This is a genomic window from Hahella sp. HNIBRBA332 (assembly GCF_030719035.1).
GTDB lineage: Bacteria > Pseudomonadota > Gammaproteobacteria > Pseudomonadales > Oleiphilaceae > Hahella.
On sequence record NZ_CP132203.1, the window covers coordinates 6,838,480 to 6,860,405 of the forward strand.

Below are 21,926 nucleotides of genomic sequence, written 5' to 3' on the forward strand. Positions count from 1 at the left end.
ATAATAGTTGTGAGACATCCAAAGGGAGATATTAATGTCTGTTCGAAAGCCTGCGGTGAGTGGGTTATTCTACCCCGCCAACGCGGAAGACCTCTCTGACACAGTGAGTCGCTATCTCGCGACGCCAGCCTCTTTTGATCATAATCCCAAGGCGATTATCGCACCTCATGCGGGCTATATTTACTCTGGTTCGATAGCCGGAGTGGCTTATAGCGCTCTGCGTAATTCTGCTAAACGCATCAGTAAGGTTGTTTTGTTGGGGCCAAGTCATCGTGTTGGCTTTAGGGGGATAGCTGTTCCGTCCTCTGATGAATTCTCTACACCCCTTGGCAATATTGCCATTGATGCCGTTAATCTCGGGAAACTTACATTACTCCCCCAAGTTATTACTTTGGACTCGGCGCACGCTCAGGAGCATAGTCTGGAGGTGCATTTGCCATTTCTGCAGCAGTGCCTTGATAGCTTTGAGCTCACTCCTCTTGTGATTGGCGACGCTGACGCCGAATCAGTCGCGGAAGTTCTGGAGCTTCTATGGGGAGGAGAGGAAACGCTGATCGTCATTAGTACGGACCTGAGCCATTATCATGATTATGTGACAGCTTTGGAAATTGACGCAGCGACGACACGTGAAATTCTGGCTCTTCAGCATAGTCTTATGGGAGATCAGGCCTGCGGCTGTAAATGTGTAAACGGGCTTTTGCTGTTGGCTGGCCGTAAAGGAATGCATATTTCCTGTCTGGCTCAGGCTAACTCTGGCGATACTGCTGGCGATAAGCGTCGAGTTGTGGGGTATGCCTCCTATGCCTTGTATTAATCTCTCGGACAAAGAAAAGACGCAGCTATATGAGGTGGCTTCTCTGGCGATTGAACAGGGGCTTGCTTCCGGTGAGAGACGGATAGTTGATCTATCTGGGTTTTCAAACACGCTGCGTCAGCCTGCTGCTACCTTTGTTACGGTCTTGAAGAAAGGTGGATTACGTGGATGCATTGGCGTTTTGGAGGCGATCCGTCCTTTAGTTCAGGATGTGTCGCATAATGCTTACAGCGCAGCATTTGAAGACCCCCGCTTCGCTCCTTTGAAACCGGATGAATGGCGACTATGTGCATTGCATATCTCCGTGCTTTCTCAACCGCGGTTAATACCCGTTACCTCCGAGCAAGATCTGGCTTGCAAGCTGAGGGTAGGGGAGGACGGGCTAATACTCTCATGGCGTGGACACCGCGCTACATTTTTGCCCTCTGTTTGGGGGCAACTCCCTGATCCTGGTGATTTTATTGGTCAATTAAAGTGTAAGGCTGGTTTGGGAAAGGAGTTCTGGGCTAAAGATATCAAGGCTGAAATATACCAGACTACATACATATAGCTCTGGGCGCGGCTCAATGTTCCGAGTTGACGTCCTTTTGCTTTTCCCCGGTTTCGTCAGGTTTCTTTGCTTCGGATAATAAGTTGCTAAAAAGAGCTGTGATATCCCCCAGTAAAGCTGCGAGGATGTTCGAAGGGCGTTGCTCTGCTAACTCTGGTACAGACTTCAGAGAGTTTAAGTCTGTATGCGCTAGTTCTTTTTCCAGTTGAGTGATTGCACTCTCAAAATGCTTGGTCAGGTCTTCTGGGTTTGTAATGACCTTCGGGTTGCTGGTTAACGTAAATGTTACCTCTCCGTTGTAACTCACCACGACGATAGAAAGGCCAAGACCGTCAAACAAAGGCGCGCTGCCAAGCTGTTTGATCACTTTGGCTCCGTTGAAGTAAAGGGGAATTTGTGGGCCTGGAATATTGGTAATTGGTATATTGAACAATGGTTTGTGTCTCTGAGCGAGCTGAAACTCGGTGTAGATGCGAGCGGAAAGCCCAAGCATGGAGGAGGGAATGAGCTGAGTCAGGCGAGCAGCGGATATCGCCTGTCCATATATTTGTGATGAGGTTGCGTTGTCATGGATAGACTTCAGGCGAATGGCCAGATTGGGCTCATCCGTAGCCAGCGAAATCAGCATGGCTGACAGCTGACTACCTGTGGGGCTATCAATGCGCTTGGAGCGAACTGAGATGGGCGACACAGCTATAAGTGGGCGCTCGGCGTCTTCGTTCAGGGAATGCAGGTAGCGTACTAATACTTCGGAGCATAGCGTCATTACTATGTCGTTAAGAGTAGTGTCTTCATGCTGTTTTTTTAGTTGCTTAAGCCTATCGAGGTCGCATGCGAAGTAGGCTAGGCTGCGTTCTTTTCCAATGGCGCGATTAAACGATGTGGGAGGCGCGCTGAAAAGGGCGGGTGGAAGCGCCAGTCTATGTAAACGTTGAATCAATAATGTATAGAATGCTGATGCCGCGGCGTCTTTAGCCATATTGGCAAGTCTGAATGGCGTGTTCAGGGCGGAGCCGTAGACGTTGCTGATCAGGCGTGTTTTGGACGGCAAAGGATTCGGGCTCCAGGCTTGTTGTGGCCCTCTTTTAGTTGGCTCAGGAGAAAAGTCGAGCAGGGCGCTCATCAGCTCTTCGCCCGTTGCGCCATTGATCACTGAATGATGGATCTTGACGACCAAGGCGCAGCAGGCGCGCTCTTTTGTGTCGTTTGGCCGGTAACCGCTTACCAGCGTTATCTCCCACAGCGGTCTCTCGCGGCTTAACGGCTCTGCGAGTATTGCCGAAGTGAGTTGGAGTAATTGTTCTTCCGTGCCAGGTGTTGGGAGATGGACGTTACGAAGATGATTATTTAGGTCAAAGTCTGGATCATCTACCCAGTAAGGGTGGTCCAGTTTTAACGGCACCTCCACAAGACGCTGCCTGAATTGTCTGGCGGCAGGCAGGCGGGACTCAATGTGCTGGTGAAACGCCTCGAAGCTCAGCTTTCTGTTTTGTTCTGAGCAGTCAAGGACATACACGCCGCCGATATGCATGGGGGCGTTCTCTGTTTCCAGATAAAGGAAGGACGCATCCAGTTCGCTTAGCTGCTGCATATCCGCTTAATATCCAGTAATGGCGTACTGCTCACTTTAACAGTACGGCGCAGTCCGCGATAGCGGGTTGTTTTCGCTTGTCCTAATATTCTCGTTTGAGCTTATTTGGTGCGGTTTACTGCTATTTTGGTCAAAGCAAATAACGCATCTCGATATACCGAGGGAGCTAGCCGTTCGAGTCTTGCTGCGGCTCGGTCTGCGTACTCTTTCGCAAGCTTGACGGTATAATCCAGAGCCCCGGATTCCCTGACCGCGCTCATTACCGCATCCAGTTGCTCTAATCCGCCTTCTCTAATTGCTTTTCGGATCAGTTTTCTTTGTGCGTCATCGCCTTGTTGCTGTGCGTAAAGTAGTGGCAGGGTAGGCTTACCTTCAGCTAAGTCGTCGCCTACATTTTTGCCCATTTCCGCTGCGTTACCCTGATAGTCCAGAACATCGTCGATCAGCTGGAATGCAATACCGAGCTCCAGGCCAAATTCCTTCATGTCTGAGGTCGTTTCGGCACTAGCCTGACAAAGTATTGCTGCGCTATGTGAAGCGGCTTCGAATAGCATGGCTGTTTTGGCGGTGATCACTTCCATGTATTGTGCTTCAGTGATATCGGGGTTTTTACAGTTGGTCAGCTGTAATACTTCTCCCTCGGCAATAACATTTGTAGCGTTGGCCAATACCGCCATCACGTCCATGTCACGCAGCTCCACCATCATTTGAAATGCCCGGGAATAGAGAAAGTCACCGACCAGAACGCTGGGGGCGTTACCCCATTTCGCATTGGCGGTGTCTCGCCCGCGGCGTAGGTCTGACGTGTCCACAACATCGTCATGCAGCAGTGTCGCAGTGTGTAGAAACTCAATGATTGCAGCCAATTTCAGATAGTGCTTTGAGTTGGCGTTTAGAGCATTGCTGACCAGTAAGACCAGAAGGGGGCGCAGTCGCTTTCCGCCAGAGTCGATGATGTATTGGCCAATCTTTTCCACAAGTGGAACATTGGAGAAAAGCTGATTTTTTATGAGCCCGTCGACGGACAGAAAGTCTTCGTTAACGGCTGCGTAAATAGTTTCTGCCTGCATGCTTGAATGTTCACCGGAAGGCTATGCGCCCGCTATCGGATGTCCGGCGCTGTCGCCGGCCGGTTCGCATATAATGCGGCCGATTAAGTGATTACCGATGGGAGCGTGAGTGTCGACACTGGGTTTGGCACCCTACGGGAGAGGAATGCTAGGGGGGAAGTCCCTGCTGTGTCAAGGTTTTGCGGGCAATTATAGGGCGCTTGGCCCGGATGAAACAGGATTCTCTCCCAAGCCTCGGAGTAGCGTGAGCCTATCTATAAACTTAGTTGCTCAATCTTTCTGCATTTTGTATAATCTTGCGCCCGCAAAAACCATTCCCTGTCATAGGGTCACCAAAGAGTTTCCCCTGGCAACAGGCGCTGCGGCGGTTTGCCCGTTCAGTTTTCTGGCGGAGCCGGTATTAAGTAATGGTGGTGCATGGACTTCCTGCAGGCCTGATGAATGACTTAAGAAGACAGGCGGCGAAGTTCATATTTAACCCGTGTGATTGGAGATTTATCTCATGTACGCAGTTATCGTGAGTGGCGGTAAGCAACATCGCGTAAAAGAAGGCGAGCGTCTTAAGCTGGAAAAAATTGAAGTTGAAACCGGTGGTGTTGTTGAGTTCGACAAAGTGCTGCTTGTCGCCAACGGAGACGATGTTAAAGTAGGCGCTCCTGTTGTTGAAGGCGCTAAAGTGACTGCAGAAGTTGTAGCTCACGGCCGTCACAAGAAGGTCAACATCATTAAGTTCAGACGTCGTAAGCACCATATGAAGCGTATGGGGCACCGTCAGTGGTTTACTGAAGTTAAGATCACCGGAATTTCCGGCTGATACGGCAACTAATCTAGAGGAGTAATAACATGGCTCACAAGAAGGCGGCGGGTAGTAGCCGTAACGGTCGCGATTCAGAATCCAAACGACTTGGCGTCAAGCGCTTTGGCGGTCAATTCGTTAAGGCTGGCAACATTCTGGTTCGTCAGCGTGGCACAGAGTTCCATCCAGGTGAGAATGTAGGTTGTGGCCGCGACCACACTCTATTCGCCAAGCAAGATGGCTTTGTTAAGTTCAACGTTGGTGGCCCGTTAAACCGCAGAACAGTCAGTATTGTCGCTGCGGAATAAGGCTGGCCCGTAACGTTAAAAAGCTCCGCAGATGCGGAGCTTTTTTGTTTGCGCCGCACTTGCGCAAACCTTGTGTTATAAAGATGTTGGTAATAGCTGGCTTTAAACGTCGGCGAAATTGCAATTGTTGGGAGAAAAGGCATGAAATTCGTTGATGAGGCCACAATTTACGTGGAAGCAGGTAAAGGTGGAAATGGCTGTTTGAGCTTTCGTCGCGAAAAGTATGTGCCGAAGGGCGGGCCGGATGGCGGCGATGGTGGTGACGGCGGATCTGTCATTCTGGAGGCGGACGAGTCTATTAATACGCTCATTGACTATCGCTATACGCGTAAGTTTAAGGCGGCGAATGGCGAGAGCGGTCGCGGAGGCAACTGTACTGGCGCCAGTGGCGCTGATCTGGTGCTGAAAGTCCCTGTGGGAACAACTATTATCGATACGGATATTGATGAGGTGCTTGGCGATTTAGTGGAAGTCGGACAGCAAATTAAAGTGGCGCAAGGAGGCTTTCATGGTTTGGGTAATACCCGCTATAAGTCCAGTGTTAATCAGGCTCCTCGCCAAACCAAACCAGGGCAGCCTGGGGAGTCGAGAAATATCCGACTTGAGCTAAAGGTGTTGGCCGATGTGGGGTTGCTTGGTTTGCCCAATGCGGGTAAATCGACGCTGATTCGTGGTATCTCCTCCGCCAAACCCAAAGTGGCGGACTATCCTTTCACGACTCTGGTTCCCAATCTTGGCGTTGTGCGCGTGCAGGCGCACCGTAGCTTTGTTGTGGCTGATATTCCAGGATTGATTGAGGGGGCGGCTGATGGCGCAGGGTTAGGTATACGTTTTCTTAAGCATTTGGTTCGTACTCGCCTCCTGTTGCATGTGGTGGACGTATCTCCGCTGGATGAGTCGGATCCGGTCGAGTCGGCGGTAAAAATTGTGGCGGAACTGGAAAAGTTCAGTCCGGCGTTGGCTGCTCGCGATAGGTGGTTGGTGCTCAACAAAACGGATTTGTTGGCGGAGGATGAGAAAGACGCAATTTGCGCTGATATTTTGAAGCGTTTGAATTGGTCTGGCCCTAGCTATGAGATTTCTGCTTTGGCGGGCGAGGGCTTACCGCGTCTTTGTCAGGATATTATGACCTGGATTGAGCGAAGGGCTGAGGAAGAGCGTGATGACCCTGATGTGGCGGAGGCGGATCGCCTGAATCGTGAGCAAATGGATCAGGAAGTTCGTGAGCGCATTCAGTTTCTGAATGAGCAGCGTCGCCAGGCGAGAAAGAAGGCGAAGGAATCTGATGGCGATGATGATGACGAAGATGTTGAAGTTTTTTATGCGCCTTAACGGGATCTATGGGGTTGTGTGAATTATGTCGGTCAGGCTGCAACTAGGACAATTAAACGAATCGCAGGCGCGAGCGCGTCTGCGGGAAACCCGTCGCTGGGTGATTAAAATCGGCAGCGCATTGCTGACAAATGATGGTCGCGGGTTGGCCTTGGACGCAATGGGGCTGTGGGTGGATCAGTTGGCGGCTTTACGCAAAGATGGTGTAGAAGTGGTCGTTGTCTCTTCTGGCGCGGTGGCGGAAGGGATGAGTCGCTTAGGGTGGAAGGAGCGTCCAAAATTACTGGACGAACTGCAAGCTGCAGCCGCAGTGGGGCAAATGGGGCTGGTTCAGGCGTGGGAGGCGCAATTTAAGCGTCATAATATGCAGACCGCCCAAATCCTTTTGACTCATGAAGATTTGTCCGACCGCAAGCGCTACCTGAATGCTCGGGGAGCGTTATGTACCTTAATTGATATGGGGGTGGCTCCTATTATCAATGAAAACGATACGGTGGTGACGGATGAGATTCGCTTTGGCGATAACGATACGCTAGCTGCCTTGGTTGCGAATCTGGTCGAGGCTGACCATTTGATTATTTTGACGGATCAGTCGGGCTTGTTTGATAAGGATCCTCGCTCCAATGCCGATGCTAGCTTGGTGGGAGTGGCCAAGGCTAATGACGCGGCCTTGGATAGTATGGCTTCTGGTAGCTCTGGGGCTTTGGGTCGGGGCGGAATGTTCACCAAACTGCGCGCCTCGCGTTTGGCGAGTCGCTCGGGGGCTGCGACAGTTATTGTGGGTGGGCGCATCGATTCGGTGCTTACCCGTTTGCGTAATGGGGATGAGCTGGGGACGCTTCTGCTTCCTGACCAAGAGCGCTGGGTTGCGCGTAAGCAGTGGCTTGCCGGACATCTCAAAACCCGGGGGCGTCTAGTGCTGGATGATGGCGCCGTGCGCGTGCTGACGCAGCAGGGGCGGAGCTTGCTGCCTGTTGGAGTCAAGTCTGTGGATGGCGGCTTTCAGCGCGGAGAGATGGTGAGTTGTTATGATTTGCAGGGTAATGAGGTCGCCAGAGGGTTGGTGAACTACGATGCGGATGAAGCGGTGCGAATTGTTGGCGTTGCTTCTGAGAAAATTGAATCTATTCTAGGCTATATCAATGAACCAGAGTTAATACATCGAGATAACTTAGTTTTATTGTAGTTTTTCCTGGAAAGCAGACAATAAAAAACCGACCTAAGCCGGTTTTTTATTGTTCAGAAGAACTTAGCTAGCCTTCAGCGCCTTAATTTTGGCGTTTAGACGGCTCTTGGTGCGAGCAGCTTTGTTCTTGCTGAAAATGCCTTTGTTGACCATGGAGTCAATGATCGGCGCTGCAGTAGTTAATGCTTGGGTTGCGCCGTCATAGCTGCCTTGCTCGATCTGGGCGCTAACTTTCTTGATGTATGTGCGTACCATGGAGCGCAGGCTCATGTTATGAGCGCGGCGTTTTACTTGCTGCCTGGCGCGCTTCTTGGATGAAGGATTGTTCGCCACCTTGAAACTCCTCAATAATCGAATGCTGTCGGTTGGTGTCGCCGAAATAAATGACGCGGAAATATGCCGCTTTCGTGGTCATTTGTCAACGATTATGGCAAAAAAAATGATTGTTTTTCATTCAACGCAAGCGTGGCGCCCGAGTGATCTATTTTTCCGCTAACTCTCACATGATAGGATGTGCCGCCTGTCAATAAAGGGGCTTTCGTCCGCCTCTCAACGCTATTCTCAATTTTCCTAGGTATGAATGATTTGTGAGCGCAGCAGATACGCATAAAGAAAAGCCTACTCCGTCATTATTGAGGTCCAGTGGCTTGGTCGGAGTGATGACCATGCTTTCCAGGGTGTTAGGCTTGGCTCGGGACATTGTAATCGCCAACTTTTTTGGCGCGGGCGCTGGGGCTGATGCTTTTTTTGTGGCGTTTAAAATTCCAAACTTTATGCGCCGCTTGTTTGCAGAAGGCGCCTTTTCGCAAGCTTTTGTTCCGGTGTTGTCGGAATATCGTACGAAGCAGTCGCCGGTTGCGGTGAAAACGCTTGTGGATAATGTCTCCGGTACGCTGGGGGTGGTTTTATTGATCATTACTGTTCTGGCTGTAGTGGCGGCTCCACTCTTGGCGGCATTATTCGCTCCGGGCTTCCTGGATAATAATGATAAGTTTGCGCTTACAGTGGAAATGCTGCGTCTGACATTTCCTTATCTGCTGCTTATTTCAATGACGGCGTTTGCGGGAGCAATATTAAATAGCTACGACTATTTTGCTGTTCCGGCATTTACTCCCGTGCTGCTGAATCTATCATTGATTGGCGCGGCATTTTTGATCACGCCATATATGGACGAGCCAGTGATGGCTTTAGCTTGGGGCGTATTAATTGCTGGTATGGCTCAATTGCTGTTCCAACTTCCTTTTCTCTCTCGCTTGCAGTTGCTTCCCAAGCCCAAGGTGGATAGAAAGCATGAGGGAGTCCGCAGAATTTTGCGATTGATGACGCCAGCCATGTTTGGCGTGTCAGTAAGCCAGATAAACCTTCTCCTGGACACCATCCTGGCCTCTTTTCTGGTGACGGGGAGTGTTTCCTGGCTGTATTACTCTGATCGCTTATCGGAGCTGCCTTTAGGTGTTTTTGGAATCGCGATTGCGACTGTGATCTTGCCCAGTCTGTCGCGAAAACATGCGGCAGATAACGCCAAAGACTTCTCCGCCACCCTTGATTGGGCGATACGAGCGGTGCTTTTGATTGGCCTGCCTGCTGCGGTGGCTCTAATGACGCTTGCGCAGCCTATGATTGCTACGTTGTTCCAGCATGGGGCGCTGACTGACTTCGATGTGAGAATGTCTGCGCAAAGCTTGCAGGCGTATTCTCTCGGCTTAACTTTTTTTATGTTGGTGAAAGTTCTGGCGCCAGGCTACTTCTCACGGCAGGACACTAGAACGCCTGTAAAGATAGGGATTGCGGCGATGATCGCTAATATGGTGTTCAATCTCGCATTGATTTACCCCATGGCGCACGCGGGTTTGGCTCTGGCGACGTCTTTATCGGCAGCGTTAAATGCTGGTCTGCTATGGCGCGGACTGGTGAAAGCCGGCGTACTCCAGCACCAATCTGGTTGGAGAGTGTTCTTGTTGCGTCTTGTGGGCGCCAATGTCGTGATGGCGCTGGTTCTCGTGGCATTATTGCCTGCTGAGGGTTTCTGGTTTTCGGCGAATACTGCGACGCGTGCGTTTTGGTTGTTGGGAATATGCTGCGCAGGCGGGTTGAGTTATTTCGCGTCTCTTTATGTGTTTGGCGTTCGGCCCCGCCAGTTTTTTATGCGCGGATAAAGGCCTTGCTTCAAATGAGACCTCATAGATTGGGCAGCCGGCGCCACATGCTTTATAATCGCGCTTTTGCATGGCCGCTGTAGACGCATGAAACTGATTCGGGGACTGCACAACTTAAAACCATTCGCCTCTGGCTGCGTGGCGACTATTGGAAACTTTGATGGCGTGCATATTGGTCACCAAGTCATAATCAGTCAACTACAGTCCAGGGCTGAAAGCATGGGCGTTCCCGCCGTCGTCATGGTGTTTGAGCCACAACCGCGGGAATTTTTTGAGAAGTTGGACGCCCCCCCGCGCTTGATGCGGTTCCGTGAGAAATTGGATGCCATCGCCGCCCTAAATGTGGATTATCTGTTGTGTCTTCAGTTTAATCGCCGACTGCGAGGCCTGACTGCTCAACAGTTCATTGATGATGTTCTGGTAACGGGGCTTCATGTTAAGCACCTTGTCGTTGGAGATGACTTTCGCTTTGGCTGCGATCGCTCTGGAGACTTCCGCCTGCTGGAGAAGTCTGGCGTGGCATCTGGCTTTAGTGTTGAAAATACGCCCACTGTAGAGGTAGAGGGGGAGCGTGTTAGCAGTACGCGAATTCGCGCCACACTGGCGCAAGGCGAATTTGCGCAAGCGGAAGACCTGCTTGGAAGGCCGTACAGTATTACCGGATGCGTGGTGCACGGACGTAAGCTGGGACGACAGCTCAATGCGCCAACGGCCAATGTATCGTTAGGCCGTAAAAGGCCTGTGCTGTCCGGTGTCTATCTGGTTAAGACGACACTGGCCGCAGGTCACGTGCGTTTTGGTGTGGCTAATATTGGGGTTCGTCCTACCATTGATGGTTCGGGAGTGACGCCAGCTTTAGAAGTGCATCTTTTTGAGCATGCCGACGACATATACGGTCAGCGAATAAATGTGCAATTTCTGGAAAAACTGCGAGATGAACGTAAGTTCAGCGGATTGGAGCAGTTACAAGAGCAAATACGAAGAGATATTGAAGGCGCTAAGAGGCGACTGCAATCTATGCCACTGCACGACATCAGTAGCGCAGGTTGAAGAAAAATCTGCATGATGTGTGGTGGGCCGTAATCGTACGTTCTTTAAGTATGGTGAGGCTCTGCTGTAGGGCGGTCGCAGCAATTGAACTGACCGCCGTAAGATGACTTTTAAGTGAAAACAGTAAAATGTAAGTGGATGGCAGGCGCAAAATCCTGACTTTGGCATATTTTAGGTAAATTATGAGCGACTATAAGCACACCCTTAATCTTCCTCAGACCGATTTCCCCATGCGTGGCAATCTCCCTCAACGTGAGCCGGATATGCTGAAGCGCTGGGGAGATATTGAGCTCTACGAGAAGATTAGAACGGAGTTTAAGGGGCGTGAAAAGTTCATACTGCACGATGGCCCTCCTTACGCCAACGGCAATATTCACTTGGGGCATGCGGTTAACAAAATACTGAAGGACATCATCGTCAAGTCAAAGACTGTGGCGGGTTACGATGCGCCTTATGTTCCTGGCTGGGATTGCCATGGTTTGCCCATTGAGCACAAAGTCGAAACTATGATCGGTCGCGCTGGCGACAAGGTCGGCTATAAAGAATTCAGGCAGAAATGTCGTGAGTATGCTCTGGAGCAGGTGGCCAAGCAGCGGGAAGATTTTATTCGCTTGGGAGTCTTCGGCGACTGGTTCAAACCGTATCTGACGCTTGATTTCAAAACTGAAGCGGACATCATCCGGGCGCTGGGCAAGATTGCGACGAGTGGACACCTTCAGAAAGGATATAAGCCGGTCTACTGGAGTGTTGTTGGCGGCTCCGCCTTAGCGGAAGCAGAGGTTGAATACAAAGATAAGACTTCTAACTCCATTGATGTCAGCTATCCTGCCGAAAATGAGCAAGACGTACTGAGTGCGTTCGCTGACGCATCTGGCGAAGGGGATGTTTCCATCGTTATCTGGACGACTACCCCGTGGACTTTGCCTGCTTCTCTGGCTGTGTCATTGGGAGCGGAGATTGAATACGCGCTGACGCAGTGCAGCGTTGATGGGCGTCCGCAACGTTGGATCGTAGCGGAAAAAATGCTTGAGTCAGTGATGTCTCGCTGCGGCGTTGAAGATTATCAGGTCGTGGGGCGTTGTACTGGGCAGGACCTTGAAGGCAAGATATTCCATCACCCTTTCTATAACCGCAGCATTCCTGCGTTGTTAGGGGATCATGTCACTCTGGATGCAGGCACCGGCGTTGTCCATACCGCTCCTGACCACGGTATGGAAGACTTTGCTGTCTGCAACAAATACGGTATCGAAACTGTTAATCCGCTGGATGACCGCGGCGTGTACCGGGATAACGTTGAGTTATTCGCAGGGGAGCATGTCTACAAAGTCGATGACCATGTAATTGAAGTATTGAAAGAACGCGGGCGCCTGTTAAGCCATGGCAAAATCACCCATAGCTATGCCCATTGCTGGAGAACCAAGACGCCGCTGATTTACCGCGCCACGCCGCAGTGGTTTATAAGCATGGATAAACAAGGGTTGCGTGATCAGGCATTGGCGGAAATCAAGCAGGTGCGTTGGGTTCCATCCTGGGGACAAAACCGCATTGAGGCGATGATTGAGCAGAGTCCGGACTGGTGTATTTCTCGTCAACGTACATGGGGTGTCCCCATCGCTTTCTTTGTGCATAAAGAAACTCAGGAGCTACACCCGGAAACCGCGCGCTTGGTGGAAGAAGTCGCCAAACAAGTTGAGAAAACAGGTATTGACGCATGGTGGGATATCAATGCGGAAGATCTGTTGGGCGCTGATGCGCAGAATTATGAGAAAGTGACGGACACTTTGGATGTGTGGTTTGATTCCGGCGTCACGCATAGTGCGGTTCTGGAGCAGCGGGAAGAGCTGGGGCAGTTCCCTGCGGATCTGTATCTGGAAGGATCTGACCAGCATCGAGGCTGGTTCCAATCTTCTTTGAAAACAGCTGTAGCGATCAAAGGCAAGGCTCCGTATCGGCAGGTCCTCACCCATGGCTTCACCGTGGATGAAAAAGGCCACAAGATGTCTAAGTCCTTGGGTAACGGCATCGAGCCTCAGGAAGTCATGAACAAGCTTGGCGCGGATATTCTACGGCTGTGGGTCGCGGCGACGGATTATAGCGCTGAGATGGTGTTGTCGAAAAATATCCTGGAGCGTACGGCGGACTCTTATCGCCGAATTCGTAATACTTCTCGCTTCCTGCTTGCGAATATCAATGATTTTGATCCTGCCAACGACATGGTGGCGATGGATGATCTGTTGGCGTTAGATCGCTGGATTGTTGATCGCGCCTGGTTGCTGCAGGAAGAACTGAAAAAAGCATACGAGCAGTATAATTTTGTTCAGGTATATCAGAAGGTGCATAACTTCTGTTCCGTAGAACTGGGTAGCTTCTATCTTGATGTCATCAAGGATCGTCAATACACCATGAAGCTGGACAGCCTTGGCTGTCGATCAGCGCAAACTGCGCAATATCATGTCATTGAAGCGCTAGTGCGTTGGATTGCGCCGATCCTGAGCTTCACCGCAGAAGAAATTTGGTCGTACATTCCAGGACAGCGCTCAGAAAGCATCTTCCTCGAAACTTTCTATGAAGGTTTGCAGCCTCTGGTTGAAGGCTCTGAGATGGGGCGCGAGTATTGGAGCCGCCTGTTGCGGGTCAGAACCTCCGTCAACAAGGCGCTTGAAGAAGCGCGTAATGCAGGCAAAGTGAAAGGTTCACTGACAACGGAAGTGTCCTTGTTTGCCACTCCGGAAATGCAGCGTGACCTGAGCGCTTTGGGTGAAGAGTTGCGCTTTGTATTCATTACATCAGGCGCATCTGTTTTCGGCGTGGAAGAGGCGTCTGAAGCCAATTCAGTCGCTACGGAAACGGAAGGTCTGCGTGTGGGTATCAGGAGCTCTGAATATAAGAAGTGCGGCCGCTGCTGGCATCATCGCGAAGATGTTGGCGCTCACTCGTCTCATGAAGATCTGTGTGGGCGTTGTATCGAAAATATCGATGGCTCAGGAGAAGAAAGGAAATATGCCTAATGGATGCGCGGATAAGTGAAGCCAGTCAAGGCGGAGGCGAGATGCAGAAAGTGAATCCGGGAATGCTGCGTTGGTTTTGGCTGACCCTGGCGGTTATCGTTCTTGATCTGGGAACCAAGTGGTATGTGAGCGCCAATATGGTTCTGGGCGAGTCTGTGCCTGTCGCGCCTTTCTTCAGCTTTACGCTGCTGCATAATACCGGCGCGGCGTTCAGCTTTCTGGCGGATGCGTCAGGCTGGCAACGCTGGTTCTTTATCATCCTGGCGGCCGTAGTGAGTGTTGTTTTAGCACTCTGGCTGGTGCGGTTAAGCCGTGAAGAGCGTTGGATGGCCTGCGCTCTCAGTTTGGTGCTCGGGGGGGCTCTAGGCAACCTGTATGATCGGGCTGTATTGGGGTATGTCGTTGACTTCCTGCACTTTTTTTATGGTGGATACAACTTCCCCGCGTTTAACTTTGCCGATACCGCGATTACTATTGGCGCTTTCATGATTGCGATTGATGTATTCCGTAATCCTTCCGGTGCGACGGAAGATAAGTAATTAATGAGATGATGCAATGACTGAAATGTTTGTCGGCGCCGGTACGCTTATCACTCTGCATTTTGAGCTGCGTTTAGAGAGTGGGGAAGTTGTTGACTCAACTTTTTCTGGCAAACCGGGTGAATTTGAGTACGGCGACGGCGCGCTGCCCGCAGGCTTTGAAGAGCTGTTAAGAGGGATGCGAGCAGGAGAGCGTAAGAGTTTTTCCGTTCTGCCTGAGAAGGGGTTTGGTATGCCGAATCCCAATAATGTTCAGGAATTTCCATTGGATAGCTTTCCTGACAAGGAAAGCTTGGAAGTGGGAATGGTGATGTCATTTGCTGACGCCGCTAAAGCGGAATTGCCTGGCGTGATTAAGCAGATCGAAAGCGGTATGGTGACAGTGGACTTCAATCACCCGCTTGCAGGCCATACGCTGGACTTCGAGGTAGAAATTTTAGCGGTAAAAGAAGCGCAAACTGACAAACAGGAGGGCGGTCATGAAAATTAAGTTGGCGAATCCTCGGGGTTTCTGTGCAGGGGTAGACCGCGCTATTGAGATCGTGAACCGGGCTTTAGACGTCTTTGGCGCTCCGATATATGTGCGTCATGAAGTGGTGCATAATCGCTTTGTGGTGGAAGGGCTCAGAACAAGAGGCGCGGTCTTTGTGGATGAGCTTGACGAAGTTCCTGACGGCGCTTTGGTTATTTTTAGCGCTCATGGCGTCTCTCAGGAAGTGCGGCAGGAGGCCGACGCCAGAGGGTTGAAGGTTTTCGACGCGACTTGTCCCTTGGTTACCAAAGTCCATATGGAAGTGATGCGTTACTCCAGAGATGGCCGGGAATGTATCCTGATTGGTCATGCCGGGCACCCTGAAGTAGAAGGCACCATGGGGCAGTACGACAGCGCTAATGGCGGCGCTATCTACTTGGTAGAGGATGAAGAGGATGCTGGCAAGCTCATTGTTAATGATCCCGGCAATCTCGCCTATGTCACCCAAACAACCCTGTCTGTTGATGACACGGCTCGAGTCATCGACGCCCTGCGTCAAAAATTCCCTGAAATCAAAGGTCCGCGTAAAGATGATATCTGCTACGCGACGCAAAATCGCCAGGATGCAGTCAAAGAATTGGCCGCCACATGCGATGTGGTGCTGGTGGTCGGTTCAGTAAACAGCTCAAACTCCAACCGTTTACGGGAGTTGGCTGAACGTATGCAAACTCCTGCGTACCTCATTGATGGCGCCCATGAGATCCAGCCAGACTGGTTCGCCGGAGCCGCCACTATTGGCGTCACTGCAGGCGCCTCCGCCCCAGAGGTGCTGGTGCAGCAGGTTGTTCAAAGACTAAGAGAACTTGGCGGCGAAGCTCCGGCTGAGATAGCTGGACGCGAGGAAAATATCGTATTTTCGATGCCTAAAGAGCTCAGAATTCCCGCCGTTAACCAATCATAATCAAACACTGGAGCGCAGTGCTGACCTGTGCTCCAGTTCACACTTCCCATCTCATTGAGACCGTTTATCCCGCAAATGCTCCGTTTATCGTGCGGCGCATGACTATGCTATTCATCTAAATTATTTTTAAGGTGCTGAAGAAGGGTGAAATTCTATGAAGCAGAAAGGTTTTACATTAATTGAGCTGATGCTGGTGGTGATCATCACCGGAATAGTTTTGGCGTTTGGGGTGCCTTCTTTTCAGGAAATGATAAGAAATCACCGTTTAACCTCAAATACTAATGAGATTGTATCTGCGCTTAACTTTGCAAGAGTGGAAGCTGTGAAAAGAGGTAATAACGTCCGGCTTGGTAGGCGAGATGGTGCGTCATGGAGTGGGGGGCTTGTCGTATATATTAGTAGCGACGACAACTGGGATGCAGGAGAAGAGCTCAGGCTGTGGGACGGTATAGCTGGAGAAAATACGGTGACAGTGTCAGGAAGCGCTACGAGCTTTGTATTTTCCGGCACTGGTGAAGTTGATAAAAGTGCAAATGTCACCATCGACATTTGTGACGACAGAACCGGAGAAGAGGGACGCCGTATCACTATATTACCGTCAGGAGTAATAATGAATGCAAAGCTTAACTGTGCGTAACAATATGATTGGGAAAAGAAATAGTCAAAGAGGCTTCTCTATGATGGAAATCCTAGTAACTCTATTGATTACAGCAATAGGTTTATTAGGGTTGGCGTCTATGCAAATGTTAAGCCTTAAGAATGTAAATAATAGTCAGTTTAGAACCCTTGCCACTTTTTATGCATATGATATGGCTGAGCGCATGCGATCGAATAAGAAGGGGCTGACGACTTATCAGTCAATTACTGGATCTGAGACAAAACCATCGTGCTCATCATCCTGTAGTGCATCAGATATCGCCAAGCTTGACGCATATGAATGGAACGAGTTGATCGATAACCTGCCTGAAGGTAATGGGAGTGTCTCCAAAAACGGCGATAAGTATGAAATAAAAATAGAGTGGAGCGAACAGGTTAAAGGAGGCGGTGGCGGTAGCGTAGAAAAACAGTCACTGACTTTAGATGTGTCGATATAGGGGGGGCGGCATATGAGTTATAGTTTTAAAGCCAAACAAAAAGGGCTGTCTCTCGTTGAGTTGATGATTGCTTTGGCGTTAGGGCTGATGATTATGCTGGGTGTTCTTCAAATCTTTGATGGAAACCTGGCAAGCTCAAAGTTACAGACTGCGTTTGCACGAGTTCAGGAAAGCGGTCGTATCGCTACTGAAATGATGGCGAGAGATATCCGAATGGCGGACAACTGGGGGTGTATGCGTGATTTGGAAAAAATTAGTGACCACCTCGATAAGTCAGATAAAGATTACGCAAATTTTGCTCCAAATAATCCTTTTAAATCGCATGGTGTATTAGGAAAAGATAACGTGGCTGCTGGTACAAAAATTAATTCAATTGAAGTTGTGGCAGGTACGGATACGCTAACTTTAAAAGGGGCTCACTCGCTATCAAGCACACGAGTTGTTCCTCCCTACATGACTCCAAACGCAGCAACAATTCATCTTAATAAAGGAAACAAAATTGATATTGGACAAATTGTGCTTATAACTGATTGTAATGGTGGGGATCTTTTTTCTAATACGGCGGCTAATACAAAAGATAGTGGAAGTTTGGTGCATAACACTGGGGCTATCTCAAGTACTGACGCGCCAAATGCTATCAATAATTCAATTAAAGATATGTCTCATACATATGATTCTACTGCGCAAATTCTAGTGCCAGTAACAAAGTCATATTTTGTGGGTAAGAACAGTGCAGGCTCAAATTCTCTATATCGATCTGTTGATGGGAGAGCAAGCGAAATTATCAGAAATGTAACTGATCTTCAGTTTAAGTATGGCGTTGACTCAAACTATGTGACGCATACTGAAAATTATATGGACAAAGTAGTTGATACATATACTGACGCAGCTGGTGAAGCGACAATGGATAAAGTTATTTCGATCCGGTTTACCCTAACCGTTGAAAACGATGAAGGCATTGATGGGGATAAGGTAACGAAAGTGTTCTCAGCTACAGCTAATGTAAGAAATAGGACTTTGTAGGAGGCAGTTATGATGAATGTTTATAGAAGGCAATCAGGTGCTGCTTTGATCGTTAGTCTTATTATCTTGATTGTATTGACGGTCATTGCACTACAAGGAGGGCGCTCTGTTGTAATGCAGGAAAAGATGACGGCTGCAGTCAGAGATGGGCATATTGCGCTTCAGATTGCTGAGGCGGGCGTACTTGATGCGCAAGTATTCATTCAAAATAATGTGAATAATCTTTCTGATTACAATGAAACTGGTACAGGTGGTTTGTACAGCTTGGGAACTGGACCGATAGATGCGTGGTCTGAAAGTGTTTGGTCTGACTCTACCAAGATTAAGACTGCGACTACATCAATAGAAGGTATGGTGGCGCAATATTACATTGAATATATGGGGCGTATTAAAACGGAAGATGATGACCTCGGAGGGATTAATTTGAATAACTATGGACAAACCACCGGGGAGGGGGATGTTGATGCATTTAAAGTTGTTTCCCGTTCTTTAGGGAAGAGTGGAAATTCTGAGAGGATTATAACGGCTCTTTTTGGTAAGCGCATATAACAGGCAATGAGGAGATGTTGTAATGTGTGATAAATATTTTAATAGATTTCTATATAGCGCCTTGGGATTTTTGCTTGTCGCGCCAAGTGCTTCCTTTGCGACCAAATTGGGTTTGCCGGATAATCCGTTAGTTGTATCTTCGCGGCTAAACCCTAATCTTATGATGCTGCTTGACAGCTCTGGTTCTATGCAGAATGTTGTAATGGACGCGCCTTTTGATGCAGCTAGTTTCAGCTTTAAATGTACAGGCGGGAATGTACTGAGTGAAACTTATCCCATTCATATCTCTATTCGCCGCAGCAATGGCCTTGTTAATATTTATCGGAATGGTAGAGACTTGGCTTTTGGAAATGGGTCTGGTCAGTACTGCTTTAATAACTCTGGGACTTATACAGCGGAGCTCTATGCAGACTACTCTGATGACACTTGGTATTGGGCGAGCAGTAACTATGGTTATGGTGAGTATAGTGGTCAGTATCTGAACTGGTATTTTTCTAATGGCAGTGGAAGCGCAGATTACTTTGTGTCTGGAGGGGTTGTTCAGAAAAAGAAACCATCCGTTAAGACGCGCGTTGAAGTAATGCAGGAGGCGGCTGAAGCCCTCGTTAATTCGATGGAGGATATTCGTGTTGGTTTAGCCAAATTCGATGGAGGCGCTGGAGCTAGAGTTCTGACTAACATCGGTGATATTAAGTCAAATAAGACGAACTTGATAAATGGCATCAACTCTATTAGCGCTGGCGGCTCTACTCCTCTGGCTGAAGCATTTCAAGAGCTTGGACGTTATTTTTCATATGGAACTACGAATACCAATATAACTATCCACCCAGGAGGGGTTACAGGTAAACAAGAGGAAGTTGCTCTTACAACGGTATTTCCAGCAGAGCCGAGTTTTTCAAGCGGCTTGAAGGCCCCGTCGAATGTTGTTCAAGGTTGGTGTCAGTCAAACTACATAATGGCATTAACTGACGGTCAGCCTACCAATGACTACAACGATGTTTCTTCATACCTCCGTGACTATGATGGAGATTGTACTCCAGCTAATGGGTGTAATGGATCGGGTACAGGGAGTAGCGATCGAGACAAAAAAAGTACAACCGGCTATACATATGATCCAAATGGTTCCGACTACATGGATGACGTCATTCTAGCCCTATATGACATTGACTTTCGTACAGATTTGTCAGAGGACGCTACGGTTAAGGAAAAACGGACTAAGAATAATATCCGTACATTCTTAATAGGATTCGCTGAAACTGGTCTGGCAGGCGATCAATTAATGGCTGATGCTGCCAAGGCAAGCAACAATGGCACACCTTATAATGCACTGAATAGCTCAGAGCTTGCGGAGGATTTTGAGGACATTATCAAGACAGTTAAATCTGAGGAAGCTGCTGTTGGCTCTGTTGCTTTCAACTCTAGTCAATTAAGTTCAGATAGTGCAGTTTTTCAGGCGAAGTTTACGACAGGAACCTGGACTGGCTTGCTGCAAGCATATCCTTTGAATGGAGATGGCTCTTTTGAAACTGAGACTGACGCAGATGGGAATGTTTCGCTAAAAGTGGCATGGGAAGCTGGCGCTCTCTTAAACTCTACATCAGCTTCTGCACGTAACATATTCTCTTACAATGGTAATGCCGGAGTGCGCGATGGCGTGGCGTTTAAGACCTTTGCTGACTTAGGTGACGCTATGAAGGCTGACTTATATATGGGCGTTGATATAGATGGCGATGGAAACTCCACAAATGATGCAGATGATGCACAGTCGCTTTTAAATTATATAAGAGGCGATGATTCCAATAAAGGCGCGGCGACTAATAAGTATCGTTCAAGAAGTGGTAAGTTGGGGGATCTCGTAAACTCTACTCCCGTTTATGTTGGTGTTCCTCAAATGGACTGGCCCGATAATACTGGGGTTGCTAATACTAAGTTCGGAACTGTGGACAAGAAGTACTCAACCTTTAAATCCAATACTACGAGAGATGAGGTTCTATACGTAGGCTCAAATGATGGGATGCTGCACGGATTTAATGCTTCACTGACAAATACAAATAAAGGCAAAGAAGTTTTTGCGTACATTCCCGAGGCGATAGCTTCTACATCGGGAACGGCTGGACTGCATTATTTGGCGAGTCAGGATTATGTCCATAAATTTTATGTTGATTTAACTCCAGTAGTAAATGATGTATTTATTGATCCAACTTCGCCTGTGTCAAGCGCTAGTAGAGACTGGCGTACAGTATTAATAGGTGGGCTTCGAGCTGGTGGAAGAGGATATTTTGCTTTGGATGTAACAGATCCTTCTAAATATTCAAGTGCAAGTAATGCTAGTGATATTGTGCTTTGGGAGTTCACCAACAAGGATGACGCTGACCTTGGGTATACATATAGCACCCCCACTATTGCCATGATGCAAAACGGAAAGTGGGCGGCCATATTTGGTAATGGCTACAATAGTGACGCTGAAAAAGCGAAGCTCTTTATTGTATTTATTGAAGAGGGGGTGGATGGCACTTGGAGTGCGGGAGACTACATAAAGATAGAGACTGACAATACACTGGACTCCAATGGATTATCTACCCCACGAGCGGTTGATATAGATGGGGATAAGGTGGTCGATAGAATTTATGCTGGCGACTTACGCGGAAATCTGTGGGCATTTGATGTGACGGATGCTAGCGAAAAAAATTGGAAATTAGCTTATAGCGATCCTCTATTTACCGCTAAAAACGCAGCCAACGAAGAGCAAGCGATTACTAGCGCTCCACTGTTGGCGTTAAATCGTAACGTTACTACAGTTGATGCAAACAGGCCGAACGCGTTGGTTTTGTTTGGTACTGGGCAATTCCTTCAACCATCCGATCTGAACTCTACTCGTGAACAGAGCTTCTATGCTGTTTGGGACTCAGGAAAGTCAAAGATCAGTCGTAGCGATTTGAAGGCGAGAGTTCTAACTACTACTGGAAACCAGCGGGAAATTACAGGGGCGGATGTGAACTATAGTGGGGCTACGCCAGATTATGGCTGGTACATGGACCTTAAAGACTCCTCTTCTGCAAGCCTACTTGGGGAACGGGTTGTTTCGGAGCCGCTATTAAGACGTCAGGTTCTATTCTTTAACAGTATTATTCCTTCAAGCACAGATTGCTCTTTTGGGGGAACTGGCTGGTTGATGTCAGTTGACTTTGATTCTGGGAAAGCGCCCACGTTTCCGGTTTATGACGCAAATGGCGATGGTAAGATTGACTCCTCAGATTTAGGCAAGGTTGGAGAAAGATACGTAGAAGGGTTACCTTCTAAGTCTGGTATCCTTGGAGATATTCAATACACACCCGGAACCAAGGGTGTAATAGAGGCCCGAGAAGTGGAAATAGGACCTGGCCCTAAAGAAGGCCGTTTATTCTGGGAACAATATTTCCGTGACTAA

20 protein-coding genes are annotated in these 21,926 nt (G+C 48.9%); 17 read left to right on the forward strand and 3 right to left on the reverse strand.

Translation table 11 applies throughout. The features are described from left to right. The first annotated feature begins 34 nt into the window (after positions 1–34). Both amrB and amrA read left to right on the forward strand, forming a co-directional pair. Positions 35–814 carry an AmmeMemoRadiSam system protein B gene (gene amrB, locus O5O45_RS30415; RefSeq protein ID WP_305903006.1) on the forward strand — a complete coding sequence of 260 codons (780 nt, stop codon included), beginning with the start codon at positions 35–37 and terminating at the stop codon, positions 812–814. Beyond that, positions 801–1,364, forward strand: coding sequence for an AmmeMemoRadiSam system protein A (gene amrA / locus O5O45_RS30420; protein ID WP_305903007.1), 564 nt, complete (start codon positions 801–803; stop codon positions 1,362–1,364). Before amrB ends, amrA begins: the two co-directional genes overlap by 14 nt. A gap of 13 nt (positions 1,365–1,377) precedes the next feature. Here amrA and O5O45_RS30425 read toward each other — a convergent pair whose 3' ends face one another. Beyond that, positions 1,378–2,955, reverse strand: coding sequence for a WS/DGAT/MGAT family O-acyltransferase (locus tag O5O45_RS30425; protein ID WP_305903008.1), 1,578 nt, complete (start codon positions 2,953–2,955; stop codon positions 1,378–1,380). A 101-nt stretch (positions 2,956–3,056) separates the two neighbouring features. Further along, positions 3,057–4,025 carry a polyprenyl synthetase family protein gene (locus O5O45_RS30430; RefSeq protein WP_305903009.1) on the reverse strand — a complete coding sequence of 323 codons (969 nt, stop codon included), beginning with the start codon at positions 4,023–4,025 and terminating at the stop codon, positions 3,057–3,059. 502 nt (positions 4,026–4,527) lie between these two features. Here O5O45_RS30430 and rplU point away from each other — a divergent pair. The 4 genes from rplU to proB all read left to right on the forward strand — a co-directional run bounded on the left by rplU (position 4,528) and on the right by proB (position 7,647). Beyond that, positions 4,528–4,839, forward strand: a complete 312-nt coding sequence (gene rplU, locus O5O45_RS30435) for a 50S ribosomal protein L21 (RefSeq protein ID WP_127973434.1) — start codon at positions 4,528–4,530, stop codon at positions 4,837–4,839. Positions 4,840–4,868: 29 nt separating this feature from the next. Then, the gene (rpmA, locus tag O5O45_RS30440) at positions 4,869–5,129 is read left to right on the forward strand and encodes a 50S ribosomal protein L27 (protein WP_011399650.1); all 261 of its coding nucleotides are present in this window, start codon (positions 4,869–4,871) and stop codon (positions 5,127–5,129) included. A gap of 141 nt (positions 5,130–5,270) precedes the next feature. After that, complete coding sequence (gene cgtA, locus O5O45_RS30445) at positions 5,271–6,461, forward strand: Obg family GTPase CgtA (RefSeq protein ID WP_305903010.1); 1,191 nt, start codon at positions 5,271–5,273, stop codon at positions 6,459–6,461. 25 nt (positions 6,462–6,486) lie between these two features. Beyond that, positions 6,487–7,647, forward strand: a complete 1,161-nt coding sequence (proB, locus tag O5O45_RS30450) for a glutamate 5-kinase (RefSeq protein WP_305903011.1) — start codon at positions 6,487–6,489, stop codon at positions 7,645–7,647. A 63-nt stretch (positions 7,648–7,710) separates the two neighbouring features. Here proB and rpsT read toward each other — a convergent pair whose 3' ends face one another. Then, positions 7,711–7,980 carry a 30S ribosomal protein S20 gene (rpsT, locus tag O5O45_RS30455; RefSeq protein WP_011399647.1) on the reverse strand — a complete coding sequence of 90 codons (270 nt, stop codon included), beginning with the start codon at positions 7,978–7,980 and terminating at the stop codon, positions 7,711–7,713. A 254-nt stretch (positions 7,981–8,234) separates the two neighbouring features. On the opposite strand from rpsT, the gene murJ reads away from it, so the two are divergent. The 11 genes from murJ (at position 8,235) to O5O45_RS30510 (ending at position 21,926) form a co-directional block, all read left to right on the forward strand. Continuing rightward, the gene (gene murJ, locus O5O45_RS30460) at positions 8,235–9,803 is read left to right on the forward strand and encodes a murein biosynthesis integral membrane protein MurJ (protein ID WP_305903012.1); all 1,569 of its coding nucleotides are present in this window, start codon (positions 8,235–8,237) and stop codon (positions 9,801–9,803) included. An 87-nt stretch (positions 9,804–9,890) separates the two neighbouring features. Next, positions 9,891–10,853: a bifunctional riboflavin kinase/FAD synthetase gene (ribF, locus tag O5O45_RS30465; RefSeq protein ID WP_305903013.1), complete on the forward strand. Its 963-nt coding sequence runs from the start codon at positions 9,891–9,893 to the stop codon at positions 10,851–10,853. Positions 10,854–11,035: 182 nt separating this feature from the next. Further along, positions 11,036–13,861, forward strand: coding sequence for an isoleucine--tRNA ligase (ileS, locus tag O5O45_RS30470; protein ID WP_305903014.1), 2,826 nt, complete (start codon positions 11,036–11,038; stop codon positions 13,859–13,861). Beyond that, positions 13,861–14,400: a signal peptidase II gene (gene lspA, locus O5O45_RS30475; RefSeq protein WP_305903015.1), complete on the forward strand. Its 540-nt coding sequence runs from the start codon at positions 13,861–13,863 to the stop codon at positions 14,398–14,400. Before ileS ends, lspA begins: the two co-directional genes overlap by 1 nt. Before the next feature lie 16 nt (positions 14,401–14,416). Then, positions 14,417–14,890: an FKBP-type peptidyl-prolyl cis-trans isomerase gene (gene fkpB, locus O5O45_RS30480; RefSeq protein WP_305903016.1), complete on the forward strand. Its 474-nt coding sequence runs from the start codon at positions 14,417–14,419 to the stop codon at positions 14,888–14,890. Continuing rightward, the gene (gene ispH, locus O5O45_RS30485; RefSeq protein ID WP_305903017.1) at positions 14,880–15,833 is read left to right on the forward strand and encodes a 4-hydroxy-3-methylbut-2-enyl diphosphate reductase; all 954 of its coding nucleotides are present in this window, start codon (positions 14,880–14,882) and stop codon (positions 15,831–15,833) included. Before fkpB ends, ispH begins: the two co-directional genes overlap by 11 nt. A 154-nt stretch (positions 15,834–15,987) precedes the next feature. Continuing rightward, positions 15,988–16,470: a GspH/FimT family pseudopilin gene (locus tag O5O45_RS30490; RefSeq protein WP_305903018.1), complete on the forward strand. Its 483-nt coding sequence runs from the start codon at positions 15,988–15,990 to the stop codon at positions 16,468–16,470. Beyond that, positions 16,448–16,927, forward strand: coding sequence for a type IV pilus modification protein PilV (gene pilV, locus O5O45_RS30495; protein WP_305903019.1), 480 nt, complete (start codon positions 16,448–16,450; stop codon positions 16,925–16,927). Before O5O45_RS30490 ends, pilV begins: the two co-directional genes overlap by 23 nt. A 12-nt stretch (positions 16,928–16,939) precedes the next feature. Continuing rightward, positions 16,940–17,950 (forward strand): PilW family protein, encoded by a 1,011-nt coding sequence (locus tag O5O45_RS30500; protein ID WP_305903020.1) that lies wholly within the window; start codon positions 16,940–16,942, stop codon positions 17,948–17,950. Between the two features lie 9 nt (positions 17,951–17,959). Beyond that, the gene (locus tag O5O45_RS30505) at positions 17,960–18,499 is read left to right on the forward strand and encodes a pilus assembly PilX family protein (RefSeq protein ID WP_305903021.1); all 540 of its coding nucleotides are present in this window, start codon (positions 17,960–17,962) and stop codon (positions 18,497–18,499) included. A 22-nt stretch (positions 18,500–18,521) separates the two neighbouring features. Next, entirely contained in the window at positions 18,522–21,926 is a 3,405-nt protein-coding gene (locus tag O5O45_RS30510; RefSeq protein WP_305903022.1) for a PilC/PilY family type IV pilus protein, read from the forward strand.